Below are 16,429 nucleotides of genomic sequence, written 5' to 3' on the forward strand. Positions count from 1 at the left end.
CATGTTGCGCCGGCTGTACGACTGGACCATGCGCCTGGCTGGGCATCCCCGCGCGGAGCTGGCGCTGGGCGGGGTGACCTTCGCCGAGAGCTCGTTCTTTCCCATCCCGCCGGATGCGCTGCTGGTGCCAATGGTCCTGGCCAACCGGGCCAAGGCCTGGCGTTACGCGGCAATCTGCATCGTCAGCTCGGTGCTGGGCGGTATCGCCGGCTACTTCATCGGCCTGCTGCTGTTCGAGACGGTGGGGCAGGCGATCCTGGCCTTCTATGGCCTGCAGGAGAACTTCGCCGAGGTCGCCGAGCGCTACAACGAGCTCGGCTGGCTGATGGTGCTGCTGGGCGGCGGTTTCACCCCGCTGCCCTACAAGCTGATCACCCTCACCAGCGGGGTGGCCCAGCTCGATCTGGTGCTGTTCATCGCCCTGAGCGTGGTGGCGCGCACCCTGCGCTTTGCGGCGACCTGCGCTCTGCTGTTCTGGGCGGGGCCCGCGCTGCGCGAGGCTATCGAGAAACGCCTGGGGCTGGCGTTCGGCCTGCTGACCGCGATGGTGGTGGGTGGGTTGCTGCTGGGCAAGTACATGCTCTGAGCCGTTCTTTGTAGCAGCGAGCTTGCTCGCGAACCGCTTCGTCGCAAGGGCCTGCCCTCACCCCAACCCTCTCCCGGAGGGAGAGGGGGCCGTTCGGCATTCTGTGGATAACTCGGCGTCAGCCGGCGAGCTTCACTCTGCCCACCCGCTCAGGACAGTCCCCTCTCCCTCTGGGAGAGGGTTAGGGTGAGGGGAAAGCCCTCGCCCAGGACTTCCCTTTCAATACCGTAGTCAGCTCACCCCAGCTTCATCGCCTCGAACTTCACCCGCGGATGGGCAATGCGGTCCTGGGCGCGCACCAGTTCCAGCTCGTAGCTGCCGCAGGCCTGGGTCTCCAGCAACACTTCATGCACAGCGGCGGCGCAGAATTCGAAGGCGCTGCGCAGGTCGTCGCCCAACAGCAGGCGGGCCAGGAACAGGCCCGAGGTCAGATCGCCCACGCCCACCGGCTGACGCGGGAAGGCCAGCAGCGGGCGGCGCAGGTGCCAGGTTTCGTCCAGCGTCACCAGCAGCATCTCGAACGCATCCGCCGGCTTGCCGGGATAGTTCAGGTGTTTCACCAGGACCGCCTTCGGGCCGCGCACCAACAGGCCACGGGCCATCTCGGCGCAGTCTTCCAGGGAAGTCGGCTGGCGGTCGCAGAAGCTGTCCAGTTCCAGTTGGTTCGGGCACAGGTAGTCGGCCACCGCGGCGGCCTCGTGGAGCAGGAATTCGCTGACTTCCGGGGCGACGATGCAGCCCTTCTCCGGATGGCCCATCACCGGGTCGCACAGGTACACGGCACGCGGGTTCACCTCGCGGATCCGGCGTACCACGTCGAGGATCGAACGGCCCTGCGCCGCACTGCCCAGGTAGCCCGACAGCACTGCGTCGCAATTGCCCAGTTCGCCAATGGCAGCGATTCCGTCCACCAGCGCGGGAATCTGCTCCGGCGGCAGCACCTGGCCCGTCCAGTGACCATACTGGGTATGGTTGGAGAACTGCACGGTGTTCAGCGGCCAGACGTTCACCCCGACGCGGCGCATGGGGAACTCGGCGGCGCTGTTGCCGGCATGGCCGAAGACGACGTGGGACTGGATGGCGAGAACGTGGGGAGTGCGCGGCATAACGGTGTCCTGCTACAGAATGGCGCAGTATGGAGCGCAATTCACACCCTGTGAACAACCGCCCCTCGCCGCCCGGCGACGGAGTGAGTAAGCTGATGCGCCGATTCCGAGGAAGCTGACGTGGACCTGGGCAATCTTTTCATCTTCATGCTGGTTATCGCGGCCGCCGCCTGGTGGTGGCGTGCCCACGGCATTCGCGAACGCGCGCTGGCCCTGGCCAAGCAGCACTGCGCGCGCGAAGGTGTTGAGTTGCTCGACGACGCCATGGCGCTGCAACGCTTCCGCTTCCAGCGCGACGGCCGGGGCAACCTGCGTCTGGCTCGCGAGTACGCCTTCGAGTTCACCGCCACCGGCCAGGAACGCTACGCCGGCAGCATCGCGATGTTCGGCCAGCACCTGGGCCGCGTCGAGCTGGCACTGTTCCGCATGGAACCCGAACCGCGCGCCCCGGTGATGCCGGTCGCCACGTTCCATCCCGTCGTGAACGCCTCGGACGACGAGATCGTCGATGCCGTGTTCGATGACGAGCCGGTGCCACGCGCCAAGGCCGAAGTCGTGCGCCTGGACGAATGGCGTCGGGCACACCAGGGCAAGAAGGTCGGCGACTAGAGCTGCGCGCGGATCTTCGCCCAGTCGTCCTGCACCGCCGCCGTCATCGCCTTCCTGAGCAATCGGCAGCGCCCGCGATGCCAGAGTGAACGGCGCCGCTTCTGATTACGCCGACAGGCCTCGAACAACCAGTCCGGGTCGAAGCCGTCCCACACGCCCGCTGTCGCCCAGGCATTGCTCCAGACCACTGGCGCCACTTCCAGGCGGTAGATCGCCTCCAGCTCATCGACGGGGAAACCGCTGATCGCCAGGGTCCGGGCGATGGCGGCCAGGCCGCTGTCGTCCAACTCGGTGTCCAGCCACAGCTCGGACAGCGCCAGCCAGACGGACTCGCGGACCGGGTCGTTCATTCGTGGCCCAGCAGGAAGCGCGAGACTCGCTCGGCGCTCTCCTCGGGAAACTCCTGCATGAAGCAGTGCCCGCCGTCGACGCACTGCCCGCTCACCACCGCATTCGACGCGCACCAGCGCGCCACGGACTTGGGTACGAAGGGATAGGTACGCTCGCCGAACAACACCTGGGTCGGCGTTACCACTTTGTTCAGCGATGGCCACAGGCGCTTGGGGAAGGAGCTGAATATCTCCGCTTCGCGGCTGGGCCGGCATTTCAGCTCGACGCCGGCGTCAGTGCACTTCATGGCGTTCTCCACGTAGGCCCAGAGCGCTGCGTCAGTCCAGCCCTTGAAGATGCCGCGACCGTGCAGGCCAGCGTAGGCCGCCTCGCGATCCGCCCACTGGCTGCGCCGCGAGCGCGCTTTCTGCACCATGGTGCGGCGCTTGTGCAGCCCGAGCACTTCGGAGAGCGCCATCACGCCGATCATCGCCGGAGTGAACAGCACCGGATCGAGCAGCACGGCGCGGCGGAAGAGCTCGGGATGGCGACCCAGGATCAGGCTGGTGAGCACGCCGCCGAAGCTGTGCCCCGCGGCATAGTGCGGCACGTCGCCGAACAGCCGGCTGCCGGCCTGGAACGCCTCCACCGCCATCTCGGCATTGCGGTTCCAGCCATGGAAGCGGCCGCCGTGGTCGCTGTCGCCGTGGCCCTGCACGTCGCACAGCCAGAGGTCGAAATCCTTCGCCAGCACGCGCAGCATCGGCTCGTAGGCGCGACCGCAGAAACCGTTGCCGTGCAGGAAGTGCAACAGCGGCTTGCCGCTGGGTTCGCTGCGCCAGCCGCGCAAGGTGAAACCGGCGGACCCTTCGTGGGCCCAGGACAACAACTGCATGGGTGTATCTCCATCAGGACGCCGCAGTGTAACGAGGCGGCGGGGCCCCGAACCAGAGCGCCAACGTGCTATCGTCGCCGTCCTTGCATGACTTGCCGCGAACATGCCGCTTCCCCGCCCCCTCCGTCTTGCCCTGCTCAGCCTGCTCCTGCTGGCCGGCCTGGTGCTGTCGGTGTACTGGGCCGGCGAAAAGGCGCGGCACCGCGCGCTGCTGGCCGAGGCGGAAACCGCCCATGAACAGCTGGGCCTCTACGCCAGTTCGTTGCATACCCTGATCGAACGCTTCCGCAGCATTCCCGCCGTGCTGGCGCTGGACCCGGAACTGCGCGCAGCCATGCGCGGCCCGGTGACCGACGAGGTGCAGCACCGGCTCAACCTCAAGCTGCAGCAGATCAACGGCGCGGCGCGCTCCTCGACGCTGGAACTGCTGGACCGCACCGGCCTCGCCGTGGCCGCCAGCAACTGGAACCTTCCAACCAGCTACGTCGGCCACAACTACAGCTTCCGCCCGTACTTTCGCCAGACCATCGCCCAGGGCGCCGGGCGCTTCTATGCGGTTGGCGTGACCACCGGGATTCCCGGCTACTTCCTGTCCAACGCGCTGCGGGACGACACGGGCAACTTCCTCGGCGCCATCGTGGTCAAGCTGGAATTCCCCGACCTCGAGCGCCAGTGGAGCCAGACTCCGGACGTAGTGCTGGTGAGCGACAGCAAGGGCGTGGTGTTCCTCGCCAACCACCCACGCTGGCGCTACCGCGAGCTGATGCCGCTGGACGCGGTGGCCCGTGCGGAACTGGCCGATACCCGCCAGTACCACAGGCAGCCGCTCAGCGCGCTGCCACACCGGACGCTGGAATCCCTCGGCGAGCACGCGCGCATGGTGCGCGTGGACGGCCAGGACATCAGCGGCGCTTACCTCTGGCAATCGGTCGGCCTGCCGGAAGAAGACTGGACCCTGCACTTGTTGCGCGATACGCGCGGCGTGCAGTCCGACGTCACCAGCGCACGCCTGGCCGCCGCCGGCGTCTGGCTGGCGCTGGTGTTCCTGGTCCTCTGGCTGCAGCAACGGCGCCGCCTCGCCCGCCTGCGCCAGCGCAACCAGGAAGAGTTGGAGCGCCTGGTCGAGCAGCGTACCGCCGCCCTGCGCACCGCCCAGGACGGCCTGGTGCAGGCCGCCAAGCTGGCCGCGCTGGGGCAGATGTCCGCCGCGCTCGCCCACGAGATCAACCAGCCGCTGACCGCCCAGCGCATGCAGCTGGCCAGCGTGCGCCTGCTGCTGGACGCCGGTCGCCACGACGACGCCCGCGCCGCGCTGGTACGCGTCGACGAGTTGCTCGAACGCATGGCCGCCCTCACCGGCCACCTGAAGACATTCGCCCGCAAGACGCCCGGTGGCCTGCGCGAGCGCATCGAACTCGGCCATGTGGTCGAACAGGCGCTGCAACTGCTCGCCGTGCGCATCCGCGCCGAACGCGTGGACATCAGCCAGAACTTGACCCTGCCCGCCTGGGTGCTGGGGGATGCGATCCGCCTCGAGCAGGTGCTGGTCAACCTGATCCGCAACGCGCTGGACGCGGTGGCGGACGTCGAACATCCGCACATCACCCTGAGCCTGCGCCGCGACGAAGGACATTGGTGCCTGGAAGTCGCCGACAACGGCCCGGGCATCGACGAAGCCCATCTGGCCAGCGTCTTCGATCCCTTCTTCACCACCAAGCCGGTGGGCGAAGGACTCGGCCTCGGGCTGGCGGTATCCTATGGCATCGTCCACGAACTCGGCGGCCGCCTCGGCGCAGCCAACCAACCCTCCGGCGGCGCGGTGTTCCACCTGAGCCTGCCGGTCGCCCGCGAAGAAGGAAGACCATGAGCGAGACCATCCTCTTCGTCGACGACGAAGCCGCCATCCGCGACGCCGTGCAGCAGTGGCTGCAGTTGTCCGGCTTCGAGGTGCGCCTGTGCGGTAGCGCCGAGGAGTGTCTGAAAAGCGTATCGCGCGAATTGCCCGGAGTGGTCATCAGCGATGTGCGCATGCCCGGCACCGACGGCCTGGCGCTGCTCGAGCGCCTGCAGAAGATCGACCGCGACCTGCCGGTGATCATGGTCACCGGTCACGGCGACGTGCCCATGGCGGTGCAGGCGATGCGCCAGGGCGCCTACGACTTCATCGAGAAACCCTTCACCCCCGAACGCCTGCTCGACAGCCTGCGCCGCGCCCTGGAGAAACGCCGGCTGGTGCAGGAGAACCGCCAACTGCGCGAACAGGCTGCGCTCAAGCACCAGATCGAGTCGCGCCTGCTCGGCGTCTCACGGCCGATGGAAACCCTGCGCCGGCAGATCATGGCGCTGGCCGGCACGCCGGTGAACGTGCTGATCCGTGGCGAAACCGGCAGCGGCAAGGAACTGGTCGCGCGCTGCCTGCACGACTTCGGCCCGCGCGCCGGTAAGCCTTTCGTCGCGCTGAACTGCGCGGCGATCCCCGAGCAGTTGTTCGAGACCGAACTGTTCGGCCACGAGAGCGGCGCCTTCACCGGCGCCCAGGGTAAGCGCATCGGCAAGCTGGAACACTCCAACGGCGGCAGCCTGTTCCTCGACGAGATCGAAAGCATGCCGCTGGCCCAGCAGGTGAAGCTGCTGCGCGTACTGCAGGAACAGCAACTGGAACGCCTGGGCTCGAACCAGAGCATCAAGGTCGATTTGCGGGTGATCGCTGCGACCAAGCCGGACCTGCTGGAAGAAGCCCGCGCCGGACGCTTCCGCGAAGACCTGGTGTACCGCCTGAACGTCGCCGAGCTGCGCCTGCCGCCGTTGCGCGAACGCCGCGAGGACGTCCCGCTGCTGTTCGAGCACTATGCGTTGCTGGCCAGCGAGAAATTCGCCCGCGAAGCCGCGCCACTAACGGCCAGCGAACTGGCCCGCCTGCTCGCCCACGATTGGCCGGGCAACGTCCGCGAGCTGGCCAACGCCGCCGAACGCCACGTGCTTGGCCTGGACCGTGCCGACGGGCCCATCACGCCGGCCGGCAACGGCCTGTTCGAGCGCATGGAGGCTTACGAGGCGCAGTGCATCCGCCAGGCGCTGGGCCAGTGCAGAGGCGACATCAAGGCGGTGATGGAGCTACTCGACCTGCCGCGCCGCACCCTCAACGAGAAAATGCAGCGCCACGGACTGAGCCGCGGGGACTACCTGAGCGAAGACTGAACAAGCTGCTCGGCGAAGAACCAGCCGGTGCACCAGCGCGCCAGCGGCCAGAGCAGCGCGAGCACGATCACCGCAGGCGGCAGCAGATAGACCGGCAGGCTGCTGGAACTCAGCGAGCTGTACGCGGCGAACGCCACCAGGAGCGCTACCAGCAGGACCAGCACCGTCCACAGCGCCACCAGCGCCACGGCCGCCGCCAGCACGCGCCCGGCGGCGAAGCGCGAGACCTGCGCCGGCAGGCGTGTATGCACCGCAGCCATGACGATCAGGAACGGCAGCACGCAGCTGGTCAGGAGAAACACCGATTGCAGGCTGCCGTCGCCGAGATACAGGTAGAGCGCGCCATAACTGAGCGCGGAGAACAACTTGTAGATCACCGCGGTGAAACAGAGCGCCACGCCCAGGGCGATATGCCAGGACGGCAGCACCAGGGTCTGCCCCGGGGCCAGCCGCTCCCAACGCGCCCGCGCATACCTGAGGACCAGCCACAGCGGTAGAAGGCAACCCAGCACCAGGGTGAGCAAGGTGGACAACTGGCCGTGCAGCGCTATCCAGAAGCTGCGCGCACTCTGTTCGAAGGCCCACGAATAGAACGACTGGCTCAGGAACGCGACGCCGGTGCTGACGATCAGGGTGCCGAACAGATACAGCAATGCGAACCCCGCCAACAGCCCGGCCTGCGGATTGAACTGCGCGATGCCATGGCGCTCGCGCTGGGCATGCACCAGCAGCAGGACCGCCGCCGCATAGAGGCTCAGCCCGCCAACCCAGTTGGCGATCATCGCCGGCAGGTACTGCACGAGCCGCTCGCGGAAGCCGCCCAGGTCAGTGATCCACTGCACCCCATTGCTGCCGAAGAAGAGCAGCGCAGCCGCCGCGACCATGGCGGCAACGAACAGGAAGGGCTGGTTCCCGGCCGATGCCGGTGCGCTGCTGGACGCCGTCAATGACGCCAGGGGCGTGGCGAAGGGGTTGTCGCTCATCATGAACGTCCTTGTCGATCTATCGAATCTTGTGCCGAGCCTCTCACAGCCGCCAGCCTCCCGCCAGCGATGCCTTCAGCGGATGGTGGCAAAAGAATAGCCACCCGCTACCCTATCGGCAGCCGTCCACCGGCCAACTTCCCGGGCTCTCCATAACAAGGACAATACGTATGACCGGCAGCCTTCTACCCTCGATCTGGCTGGGCGCCTTCGACTGCGCGGAACAATGGAACCGGGCGCGGGAAACCCAGCAGGTTCCGACGGCTCGCCGCCTGGGCGGCGCCATTGACGATCGTGTGCTGTGGTCGCGCCATCCGATGACGCTCGATGCCTGGTGTGCCGGTTGCCAGGCGGTGCAGCCTATCCAGGTCGACTGGCATTTCGGCAGCGTCGGCACCGATGGCAGCGTTCACCCGGCCTGGTCGGAAACCGCGGTGTGCAAAGGCTGCGGCCTCAATAGCCGGATGCGCGCGCTGCTGGATCGCGTCCAGCATCTCGCACTCGCGGAACAGACGCAGGTCTTCGTCGCCGAAAGCATCACCGCCAGCTACCGGCAGTTGGAACGCCGCTTCCCACGGTTGCTCGGCAGCGAGTTCCTGGGCGCGGACCACGAGCCCGGGAAAAGCTACTGGAACGAACGCTATCAGCAGGAAATCCGTCACGAAGACCTGACCCGGTTGTCATTCGAGGATGGCCGCTTCGACCTGGTGATCACCCAGGACATCTTCGAGCACATCCCCGACTTCGTCCGTGCCTTCGCCGAATGCCGGCGGATACTGCGCAGCGGCGGCCATTTGGTCTTCACCGTGCCGTTCCGTCCCGGCCTGGCGGCGACCGAAGTGCGCGCACGCTTCGACGCCAACGGCGTGCTGGAACACCTGCTGCCGCCGGAATACCACGGCGATCCGATTGGCGATGGCGGTGTGCTGTGCTTCCAGCGCTTCGGCTGGGACATGCTCGACAGGTTGCGCGAAGTGGGGTTTGCCAAGGCGCAGGCCCACCTGTACTGGGGCCCTTGGCAGGGTCATTTCGGCTTTCCGTTCTTCGTCTTCCAGGCGTCGTGCGCCCCATAAAAAAAAGGCCGCTGATAGCAGCGGCCTTGAGACGGACGTCGATCTGGAGCAATCAAGAATCGACGTCGGGAAGATTGCCGGCGGTGAGGCCGGTAACGGCGCCACTCGAAAGTCGCGCTGTTGGGTCAAGTATATTGACCGATAAGACAGGAATACAGACCACCCACAGCGAAAGACTGTTACAGCATCTGTAACAATTGCTCTCCAGACGAAAAACGCGGGCAAAAAAAACGCCGCATGTCTTATGCGGCGCAAGGTGTTGAGAAGCCCGGCTCACGCTCCGGACCTCCCGGGGGAAGCGGCCGATCAGGAATCGGCGTTGCTGCTGGCAGCGGCCTTGGCAGTCTGCTCGGCGGACTGGGCCTGCTGCTGGGCAATCACTGCTTCGTTGGCCTTGACCATCTTGTCGGTCATCAGGCGCGATTCTTCGGCGAAGCTCAGCTGAGTGAAGGACAGCGAGCAGACGGACAGCAGGGCAGCAACATAAAGCGAACGGGACATGACGGTGATCCTTTCTGAACACCCGATTGGTCGGGGTTGGAGAAAGGTTACGGCGCAACAGTCGCTCGAAAAATAGCTAGCTAACCAACAAAGCATTGCCTAAAAAGCAACAATCCGCTGCGATCTTCCGAGAACGCCGATATAGAGCGGCTGCGACCATCCGCCACGCTGGCGCAAAGACACTAGGCGCGCCTCAGGCCCAATTGACAGGATCGTTGAGCACTGCTTCGTCTTCGGCGAAGACCCTCGGCAACTCCGCCTTGAGGAAGTCCACCCACGTGCGGATCTTCGCATCGAGGAATCGCCGTGACGGGTATAGCGCGTAGATCTGCCGCACGTGCAGGCTGTGCCGCGGTAGCACGCGCACCAGGGTATGTTGGCGCAGCGCCGGCGCCGCCACGTAGCTGGGCAGCAGGCAGATGCCCATGCCAGCACTGGCCGCGCCGCTGAGCGCTTCGGCGACGTTGACCATGAAGGTGTCGCGCGGGCGGATCACGCTTTCCTCGTTACCTTCCTCGAATGCCCAGCCTTCGGGGAAAGTCGGGTCCTGCAGGCGCAGGCACTGATGCTGGTGCAGGTCGGCAACGCTGGTCGGGGTGCCACGTCGCTTGAGGTAGTCGGGGCTGGCGCAGAGCACGCTGTAGATGGTGCCCAGGGTCTGGGCGACGAACTCGGAGTCGGGCAGCTCGCGGTCGCGGGTGATCACCACGTCCTGGCCTTCCTCGAGGATGTCCGGCTGGCGCTGGGCCAGGGTCAGCTCGATGTAGACCTCGGGGAAGGACTCGCAGTAGCGCGAAATCAGTGGCAGCAGGTGCTGCTGGCCGAGCCCGGTCAGCGAATGCACGCGCAGTCGCCCCCGTGGACTGAGGTGCGCGCCGCTGGCTTCGGCTTCGGCTTCCTCGACGTCGGCAAGGATCTCCCGGCAGCGCAGCAGGTAGCGCTCGCCGGTTTCGGTCAGCGCCAGGCGGCGGGTGGTGCGGTGCAGCAGGCGGGCTTCGAGCTGGGATTCAAGGTCGGAAACCACGCGCGAGACCTGGGCGGTGGATAACCCCAGAGCATTGGCCGCCGCAGTGAAGCTGCCAGCATCCACCACCCGGACGAAAGCCCGCATCGCATGAAGCACGTCCATGGTTCCCCCTGCTTATCCATCTTGTAGGAGACGACGACAATTATTGTCCGCGCCGCAAAACTGAATCGCAGTATAGGGTCGTTGTTTGGCGATTGTTACCACGTATAGTGCCGGCCAGGTCGCTGCAGCAACGTTGGGCATACCAGGCTCATCGTACGGTCGCCGATACACCAATCGTCGACCATCTCCCCCGCGCATACCTGGCTGCAGCGACTGACTCTTTCTCCAGGGGCGGCCTTCTTCGGATGGCCGCCCTTTTTCATTTCTGACGGTTAGGTCTGGCGCAGCTCATTGCCCTCACCCCAACCCTCTCCCAGAGGGAGAGGGAGTAGTTCGTGCCGGCCGATGGTGCTGTTTCATCCTGCACCGATCAGTCCCTCTCCCTCTGGGAGAGGGAGTAGTTCGCGCCGGCTGATGGCGCTGTTTCATCCCGCACCGATCAGTCCCCTCTCCCTCTGGGAGAGGGAGTAGTTCGTGCCGGCTGATGGCGCTGTTTCATCCTGCACCGATCAGTCCCCTCTCCCTCTGGGAGAGGGAGTAGTTCGTGCCAGCCGATGGCGCTGTTTCATCCTGCACCGATCAGTCCCCTCTCCCTCTGGGAGAGGGTTAGGGTGAGGGCCCGCGGAGTCAACGGCGCGCACCTGGGTTCGCGAGCAAGCTCGCTCCTACAAAAAGCGCAAATGCTCAGCGCGGCAGCGGATACAGGCGCTCGTCGAACTGCTCCAGGCGCACGAACTCCAGCGGCTGGTCGCTCTCCAGATTCTGCAGACGATCCTGGTACTGACGCAGGAAGTCCTGACGCGCGTCGTTGCTGATATAGGGCACGTGCCAGGCTACGAACGGCGGCAGCACGCTCATGCCGGTGTAGGCCAGGGTGCCGCGCAGGATCGGCCGCAGCATGTCTTCCAGCGGACCGTGGATGGCGCCGTCGCCGAACATGTGGTCGCGCCCGCCGAGGGTCACGGTCACCAGCGCCTTCTTGCCGGCCAGGCCGCCCTGGTCGTAGAAGCGCTTGCCGCCGTAGCAGATGCCCGAGACCAGCACGCGGTCGAACCAACCCTTGAGGATGGCCGGCGCGGAGAACCAGTAGATCGGGAAATTGAAGATCACCAGGTCCGCCCAGAGCAACTTGTCCAGCTCGGCCTGGATGTCGGCGGCGATGGTTTTCGCCTTGGCGCCTTCGCGCTGCTCCAGGGCGTAGACCAGGTATTCGGGGTTGGCGCGGGCGCCGAAGTCGGCGGCGCTGGCCACCGGGTTCCAGTTCATCGCGTAGAGGTCGGAGACCTGCACTTCATGGCCCTGGCCGCGGAGGGTTTCCTCGGCGAGCTGGTACAGCGCGGTGCTGAAGGATTGCGGTTCGTTGTGGGCGTGGACGATCAGTACGTTCATGTGGATTCCTGGCCAGAAAAGCGATTCTTGGCGGATCGGTGTGTTGGCTCGGCACCCTCTCCCCAGCCCTGGCTACGCGCCCCGCTCCGAAGAGAGAGGGAGTGTTGATGTTTAACCTTTTGCGCCCTCTCCCCCCGCTAGCACCGAAGCGCTTTTGCCCCCTCTCCCGCTTGCGGGAGAGGGCTGGGGAGAGGGCGCTCTTCAGGCGCTCAAAGTTGAATGGCCTTGAGCTCGACGAACTCGTGCAAGCCCTGCTCGCCCCATTCGCGGCCGTTGCCGGACTGCTTGTAGCCGCCGAAAGGCGCACGGTAGTTGAAGGCACCGCCGTTGACGAAGCATTGGCCGGCGCGCATCTGCCGGGCGAGGCGCAGGCCATCTTCGCGGTCGCCGGCCCAGACGGCGCTGGACAGACCGAACGGCGAGTCGTTGGCGATGGCGATGGCTTCTGCTTCATCGGCATAGGGAATCAGGCACAGCACCGGGCCGAAGATTTCCTCGCGGGCGATGCGCATCTGGTTGTTCACCCCGGCGAAGATCGTCGGCTGCACATAGTGGCCACGCTCCAGATGGGCCGGGCGTTCGGCGCCGCCGCAGACCAGCTGCGCGCCCTCTTCCTGGCCAACACGGAGGTAATCGAGCACAGTGCGGCGCTGGCCGCCCGAGCACATCGGGCCGAGGAAGCTGTCGGCGTCCAGCGGGTCGCCCATCTTCAGCGCGAGGGTTTCGGCACGGGCGATTTCCACGGCTTCGGCATAGCGATGGGCCGGCAGCAACATGCGCGTGAGCGCGGTGCAGGTCTGCCCGGAGTTGATCATCACGTCCTGCACGCCGTGGCGTACAGCGGCGGCCAGGTCGGCATCGGCGGTGATCAGGAACGGCGACTTGCCGCCCAGCTCCAGGCACACGCGCTTGACCGTCGGCGCCGCGGCTTCGGAGACCTTGACGCCCGCGCCGGTGGAGCCGGTGAACGAGACCATGTCCACGTCCGGATGCCGCGCCAGTGCTTCGCCGACCTTGGAGCCGGGGCCGCTGACCAGGTTGAACACGCCGGCCGGCAGGCCGATGGCGTGGACCATGTCGGCCAGCAGGAAGGCGTGCAGCGGGGTGTCCTGGCTCGGCTTGACCACCACGGTGCAGCCGGCGGCGAGCGCCGGGGCGAGCTTGCCGATCAGTTGGTGCAGCGGGTAGTTCCAGGGGTTGATGAAGGCGCAGACGCCCACCGCCTCTTTCACGATCAGCGAGTTGCCGACCTCGCGCACTTCGTCCATGTGCGCGGCCATCGTGGCGTAGCTTTCCAGGCCCTTGATCGGCCCGTCGACCTGCACCATGCGGCACCACTGCACCGGCATGCCCAGCTCGGCGGTGATCAGCGCGGCCATCTCGTCGGCACGGTTCTTCAGTTGTTCGGCGAGGGCGCGGATGTAGCCGGCGCGCACATGGGACGGCGTTTGCGACCAGGCCGGGAAGGCACGGCGCGCGGCATCCACCGCACGGTTCACGTCGCCTTCGCCGCCCAGCGGCACGCGGCCGACGCATTCCTCGGTGGCGGGGTTCTGCACCTCGGCCACGCCCTGCCCTTGCGGCGCCACCCAGGTGCCGTCGATGTAGAGCCGCGTACGGTCATGCATAGCGTTTTTCCTTGAGCAGTTCGGCGGCGCACAAGGCGATGCGGCGGCAGGCTTCGCGCAGCGGTTCGGCGCCGAGCACCAGGCCCAGGCGGATGTGCCCGGCGGCGCTGGGGCCGAAGGCTTCGCCGGCCAGTACGGAAACGCCGTGGCGGTCCAGCAGCACATCAGCGAAGTCCTGGGCGGAGAGCCCGGTGGCGCGGATATCCACCATCACGAACATGCCGCCGTCCGGGCGCAGGGCGCGCACGCCGACGCAATCGGCCAGGCAGTCGAGCACCAGGTCGCGGCGCTGGCGGTAGGCCTCGCGCATGGCTTCCAGTTCCGGCAGCTTCGCTTCCAGCGCGGTGCAGGCGGCGTCCTGGATGAAGTCCGGCGAGCCGTAGAGCATGCACAGGGCAAGGTTTTCCAGGTGCGCGCAGAGCTCGCGCGGGCCGACCACCCAGCCCACGCGCCAGCCGGTCATGGCGTGGGATTTCGACAGGCTGTTGAGGGTCGCGGTGCGCTCGGCCATGCCCGGCAGGCTGGCGGGGCTGATGTGTTCGCCGTCGAACAGCAGCTCGCTGTAGACCTCGTCGGAGATCATCCACAGGTCATGCTTCACGCACAGCTCGGCGAGCTTTTCCCAGGTGGCGCGCGGCAGGCTGGCGCCGGAGGGGTTGTGCGGGCTGTTGATGGCGAGCGCGCGGGTGCGCGGGGTGATCAGCGCGGCGACGTCCTCGGCCTGCACGCGGAAGCCGTGTTCGGAGCGCACCGACACCGGGATGACCTTGGCGCCACAGGCACCGAACACCGCTTCGTAGGTGACGTACATCGGCTCGGCGACAATCACTTCGTCGCCCGGATTGAGCACGCACTGCGCCACGGCATACAGCGCGCACTGGGCGCCAGCCAACACCACCACGTCATCGGCGGTGACGGCCTGACCGCTGCGCTCGCTGTGACGGCGGGCGATGGCCTCGCGCAGCGAACGCTTGCCGCGCACATCGGCGTAATGGGTGTTGCCGGCCAGCAGGCTGTCGATGGCCGATTGCACGATGGGGACGGGAGTGTCGAAGTCCGGGTCGCCCACCGATAGCAGCAGGATGTCGTCGCCCTGCTCCATGCGCGCCAGGGCGCGGTAGTGGATGTCCCAGGCGGCGGCGCCGTCGCCGGCGATGCGTTGGGTGAAGTTCGAGTAGCGCATGGTGTTCATCCTTAAAGGCGCCAGGGCCCAGGGGCCCCGGCGGGTGCAACAGGTCCTACTGGGCGCAGGCGTGTTTCAGCTCGATCAGCGTCACGCCCGGATGGGCGAAGCCGGTGCGCAGGTCGCGCTCCAGTTCGTCCAGGCTCTGCGGCTGGCGCATCTCGCAACCGTAGGCGCGGCCGAGCAGGGCGAAGTCCGGGTTGCGCGGCAGGACGCCGATGGGCTCGATGTCCAGGCCGATCATGTCGTCGCGAATCTGCCCCAGCGCATCGTTGTTCCACAGCAGCACCACCAGCGGGCTGTCCAGCTCCTCGGTGGCGGTGGCCAGTTCCTGCGCGGTGTAGAGGAAGCCGCCGTCGCCCACCAGCACCAGGCCGGGACGCTCCGGCGCACCGAACTTGGCGCCGATGCCGGCGGGCACGCCGTAGCCGAGGGTGCCGTAGCCGGTGGGGTGCAGCCAGCCGCGCGGGGCCTTGCTCGGGTACAGGTAGTTGGCGGTGTAGGCCAGCTGGGTCATGTCGCTGGCGATGAAGGCGTTGTCCGGCAGGACCTTGGCGATGCGCTGCAGGATCGACTTGTGGATCAGTTGCAGCGGGGCGTGGCCGCCGTCGATCTGCGCGCGCAGTTCGGCAATCCGCGACTGCGCTTTCGCCGCGTCACGGGCTGCGCTCGGCAGCGCAGCGAGCAGGGCTTCGGCGGTGGCTTTCGAATCGCCCAGCAGCGCCACGGCGCTCGGGTAGAAGTCGTTGAACTTGCGCGAGTCGACGTCGACGCGGATCACTTCGCCGTTGACCGGCAGGCGGTCGCGCCAGAAGTCGGTGTCGGCCATTTCGGTGCCGATGGCGAGGACCACGTCGGCCTCGGCGATCATGTCCCAACCAGCCTGGGTGCACAGGGTGGCGCCGGCGGACAGCGGCGCTTCCGGCGCCAGCAGGCCCTTGCCAGCAACGCTGGTGAACAGCGGCGCAGCCAGGCGCTCGCTCAGCGCGGCCAGGGCATCGGCGGCATGCAGCGCGCCGCCGCCGGCGATGATCATCGGGCGCTGGGCGGCCTTGAGTTTATCCACAGCCTGCTGGAGCGCCTCGGCGCTAGGCTGGCCGCGGCCGGCGCGGCGCACCACTTCATTGGTCCAATCGCGGGCGACGGGGTTGGCGAGTACGTCCAGCGGCACGGAGATGTGCACCGGGCGCGGACGCTCGCTGCCGAATACGGCGTAGGCGCGGGCGATCAGTTCGGGCAGGTCCTCGGCGCTCAGGGCGACGGCGGAGAATGCGGTGATCGGCGCGGTCATGGCGCGCTGGTCCTGGGTCTCGTGCAGGCAGCCCCAACCCTTGCCCAGGCTGGCGGTGTGGTTGACGCTGGAAATCACCAGCATCGGGATCGAGTCGGCGTAGGCCTGGCCGATGGCGGTGGCGGCGTTGGTCACGCCCGGCCCGGTGATGATGAAGGCCACGCCCGGCTTGCCGCTGACGCGCGCGTAGCCGTCGGCCATGAAGCCGGCGCCCTGCTCATGGCGCGTCAGCACATGGCGGATGCCGCTGCCGGGCAGGCCGCGATACAGCTCCAGGGTGTGCACGCCGGGAATGCCGAACACGGTGTCGACGCCATAGTTGGCCAGCAGGCGCACAAGGGCCTGGCCGCCGGTGAGAGTTTTGTCGTTTTGCATTAACGATCTCCCGAACTGTTCTTCGGCGGATAACCGCAAGCGGTTATTCGCCCTACTCGTGGGGGCCTACGCCGAGTGTCCGGCGTGCGCCGCTTTTGCCCCCTCTCCCGCAAGCGGGAGAGGGGAGCGTTCGTATTCGTCCTTCAAGTACCG

The 16,429-nt window shown here is 66.9% G+C and carries 15 protein-coding genes; 5 read left to right on the forward strand and 10 right to left on the reverse strand.

All coding sequences use genetic code 11. The annotated features are described in order from the left end of the window. Position 1 precedes the first annotated feature (1 nt). On the forward strand, positions 2–586 hold the full coding sequence (locus tag JVX91_RS04880; protein ID WP_205338265.1) for a YqaA family protein: 585 nt from the start codon (positions 2–4) through the stop codon (positions 584–586). 236 nt (positions 587–822) lie between these two features. On the opposite strand, the gene pdxY is transcribed toward JVX91_RS04880, so the two are convergent. After that, positions 823–1,692, reverse strand: coding sequence for a pyridoxal kinase PdxY (gene pdxY / locus JVX91_RS04885; protein ID WP_205338266.1), 870 nt, complete (start codon positions 1,690–1,692; stop codon positions 823–825). 120 nt (positions 1,693–1,812) lie between these two features. On the opposite strand from pdxY, the gene JVX91_RS04890 reads away from it, so the two are divergent. After that, positions 1,813–2,301: a DUF3301 domain-containing protein gene (locus JVX91_RS04890; protein WP_205338267.1), complete on the forward strand. Its 489-nt coding sequence runs from the start codon at positions 1,813–1,815 to the stop codon at positions 2,299–2,301. Here JVX91_RS04890 and JVX91_RS04895 read toward each other — a convergent pair. Together JVX91_RS04895 and JVX91_RS04900 are read right to left on the reverse strand one after the other, a co-directional pair. Then, a complete protein-coding gene (locus tag JVX91_RS04895; protein WP_205338268.1) occupies positions 2,298–2,651 on the reverse strand; it encodes a hypothetical protein in 354 nt (117 codons plus the stop codon). The genes JVX91_RS04890 and JVX91_RS04895 overlap by 4 nt on opposite strands. Further along, the gene (locus JVX91_RS04900) at positions 2,648–3,526 is read right to left on the reverse strand and encodes an alpha/beta hydrolase (RefSeq protein ID WP_205338269.1); all 879 of its coding nucleotides are present in this window, start codon (positions 3,524–3,526) and stop codon (positions 2,648–2,650) included. The genes JVX91_RS04895 and JVX91_RS04900 overlap by 4 nt, the downstream gene beginning before the upstream one ends. 103 nt (positions 3,527–3,629) lie before the next feature. On the opposite strand from JVX91_RS04900, the gene JVX91_RS04905 reads away from it, so the two are divergent. Continuing rightward, positions 3,630–5,393 (forward strand): ATP-binding protein, encoded by a 1,764-nt coding sequence (locus JVX91_RS04905; protein WP_205338270.1) that lies wholly within the window; start codon positions 3,630–3,632, stop codon positions 5,391–5,393. Beyond that, positions 5,390–6,724, forward strand: a complete 1,335-nt coding sequence (locus JVX91_RS04910) for a sigma-54 dependent transcriptional regulator (RefSeq protein ID WP_205338271.1) — start codon at positions 5,390–5,392, stop codon at positions 6,722–6,724. The genes JVX91_RS04905 and JVX91_RS04910 overlap by 4 nt, the downstream gene beginning before the upstream one ends. Here the strand turns inward: JVX91_RS04910 and JVX91_RS04915 are convergent. Continuing rightward, positions 6,706–7,707, reverse strand: a complete 1,002-nt coding sequence (locus tag JVX91_RS04915; protein ID WP_240201701.1) for a hypothetical protein — start codon at positions 7,705–7,707, stop codon at positions 6,706–6,708. The genes JVX91_RS04910 and JVX91_RS04915 overlap by 19 nt on opposite strands. A 170-nt stretch (positions 7,708–7,877) precedes the next feature. On the opposite strand from JVX91_RS04915, the gene JVX91_RS04920 reads away from it, so the two are divergent. Next, a complete protein-coding gene (locus JVX91_RS04920) occupies positions 7,878–8,780 on the forward strand; it encodes a class I SAM-dependent methyltransferase (RefSeq protein ID WP_205338273.1) in 903 nt (300 codons plus the stop codon). A gap of 306 nt (positions 8,781–9,086) precedes the next feature. Here the strand turns inward: JVX91_RS04920 and JVX91_RS04925 are convergent, their stop codons facing one another. From JVX91_RS04925 to JVX91_RS04950, 6 genes are all read right to left on the reverse strand, one after another. Then, on the reverse strand, positions 9,087–9,281 hold the full coding sequence (locus JVX91_RS04925) for a hypothetical protein (protein ID WP_024766827.1): 195 nt from the start codon (positions 9,279–9,281) through the stop codon (positions 9,087–9,089). A 193-nt stretch (positions 9,282–9,474) separates the two neighbouring features. Next, positions 9,475–10,410: a LysR family transcriptional regulator gene (locus JVX91_RS04930; protein WP_205338274.1), complete on the reverse strand. Its 936-nt coding sequence runs from the start codon at positions 10,408–10,410 to the stop codon at positions 9,475–9,477. 684 nt (positions 10,411–11,094) lie between these two features. Next, entirely contained in the window at positions 11,095–11,799 is a 705-nt protein-coding gene (locus JVX91_RS04935) for an NAD(P)H-dependent oxidoreductase (RefSeq protein ID WP_205338275.1), read from the reverse strand. A 209-nt stretch (positions 11,800–12,008) separates the two neighbouring features. Continuing rightward, complete coding sequence (locus JVX91_RS04940; protein ID WP_205338276.1) at positions 12,009–13,427, reverse strand: aldehyde dehydrogenase family protein; 1,419 nt, start codon at positions 13,425–13,427, stop codon at positions 12,009–12,011. Beyond that, entirely contained in the window at positions 13,420–14,610 is a 1,191-nt protein-coding gene (locus JVX91_RS04945) for a pyridoxal phosphate-dependent aminotransferase (protein ID WP_205338277.1), read from the reverse strand. The genes JVX91_RS04940 and JVX91_RS04945 overlap by 8 nt, the downstream gene beginning before the upstream one ends. Positions 14,611–14,665: 55 nt before the next feature. Next, the gene (locus JVX91_RS04950; protein ID WP_205338278.1) at positions 14,666–16,276 is read right to left on the reverse strand and encodes a 5-guanidino-2-oxopentanoate decarboxylase; all 1,611 of its coding nucleotides are present in this window, start codon (positions 16,274–16,276) and stop codon (positions 14,666–14,668) included. Positions 16,277–16,429: the final 153 nt, after the last annotated feature.

The sequence above is a fragment of the Pseudomonas sp. PDNC002 genome (assembly GCF_016919445.1).
Classification (GTDB): Bacteria; Pseudomonadota; Gammaproteobacteria; order Pseudomonadales; family Pseudomonadaceae; genus Pseudomonas.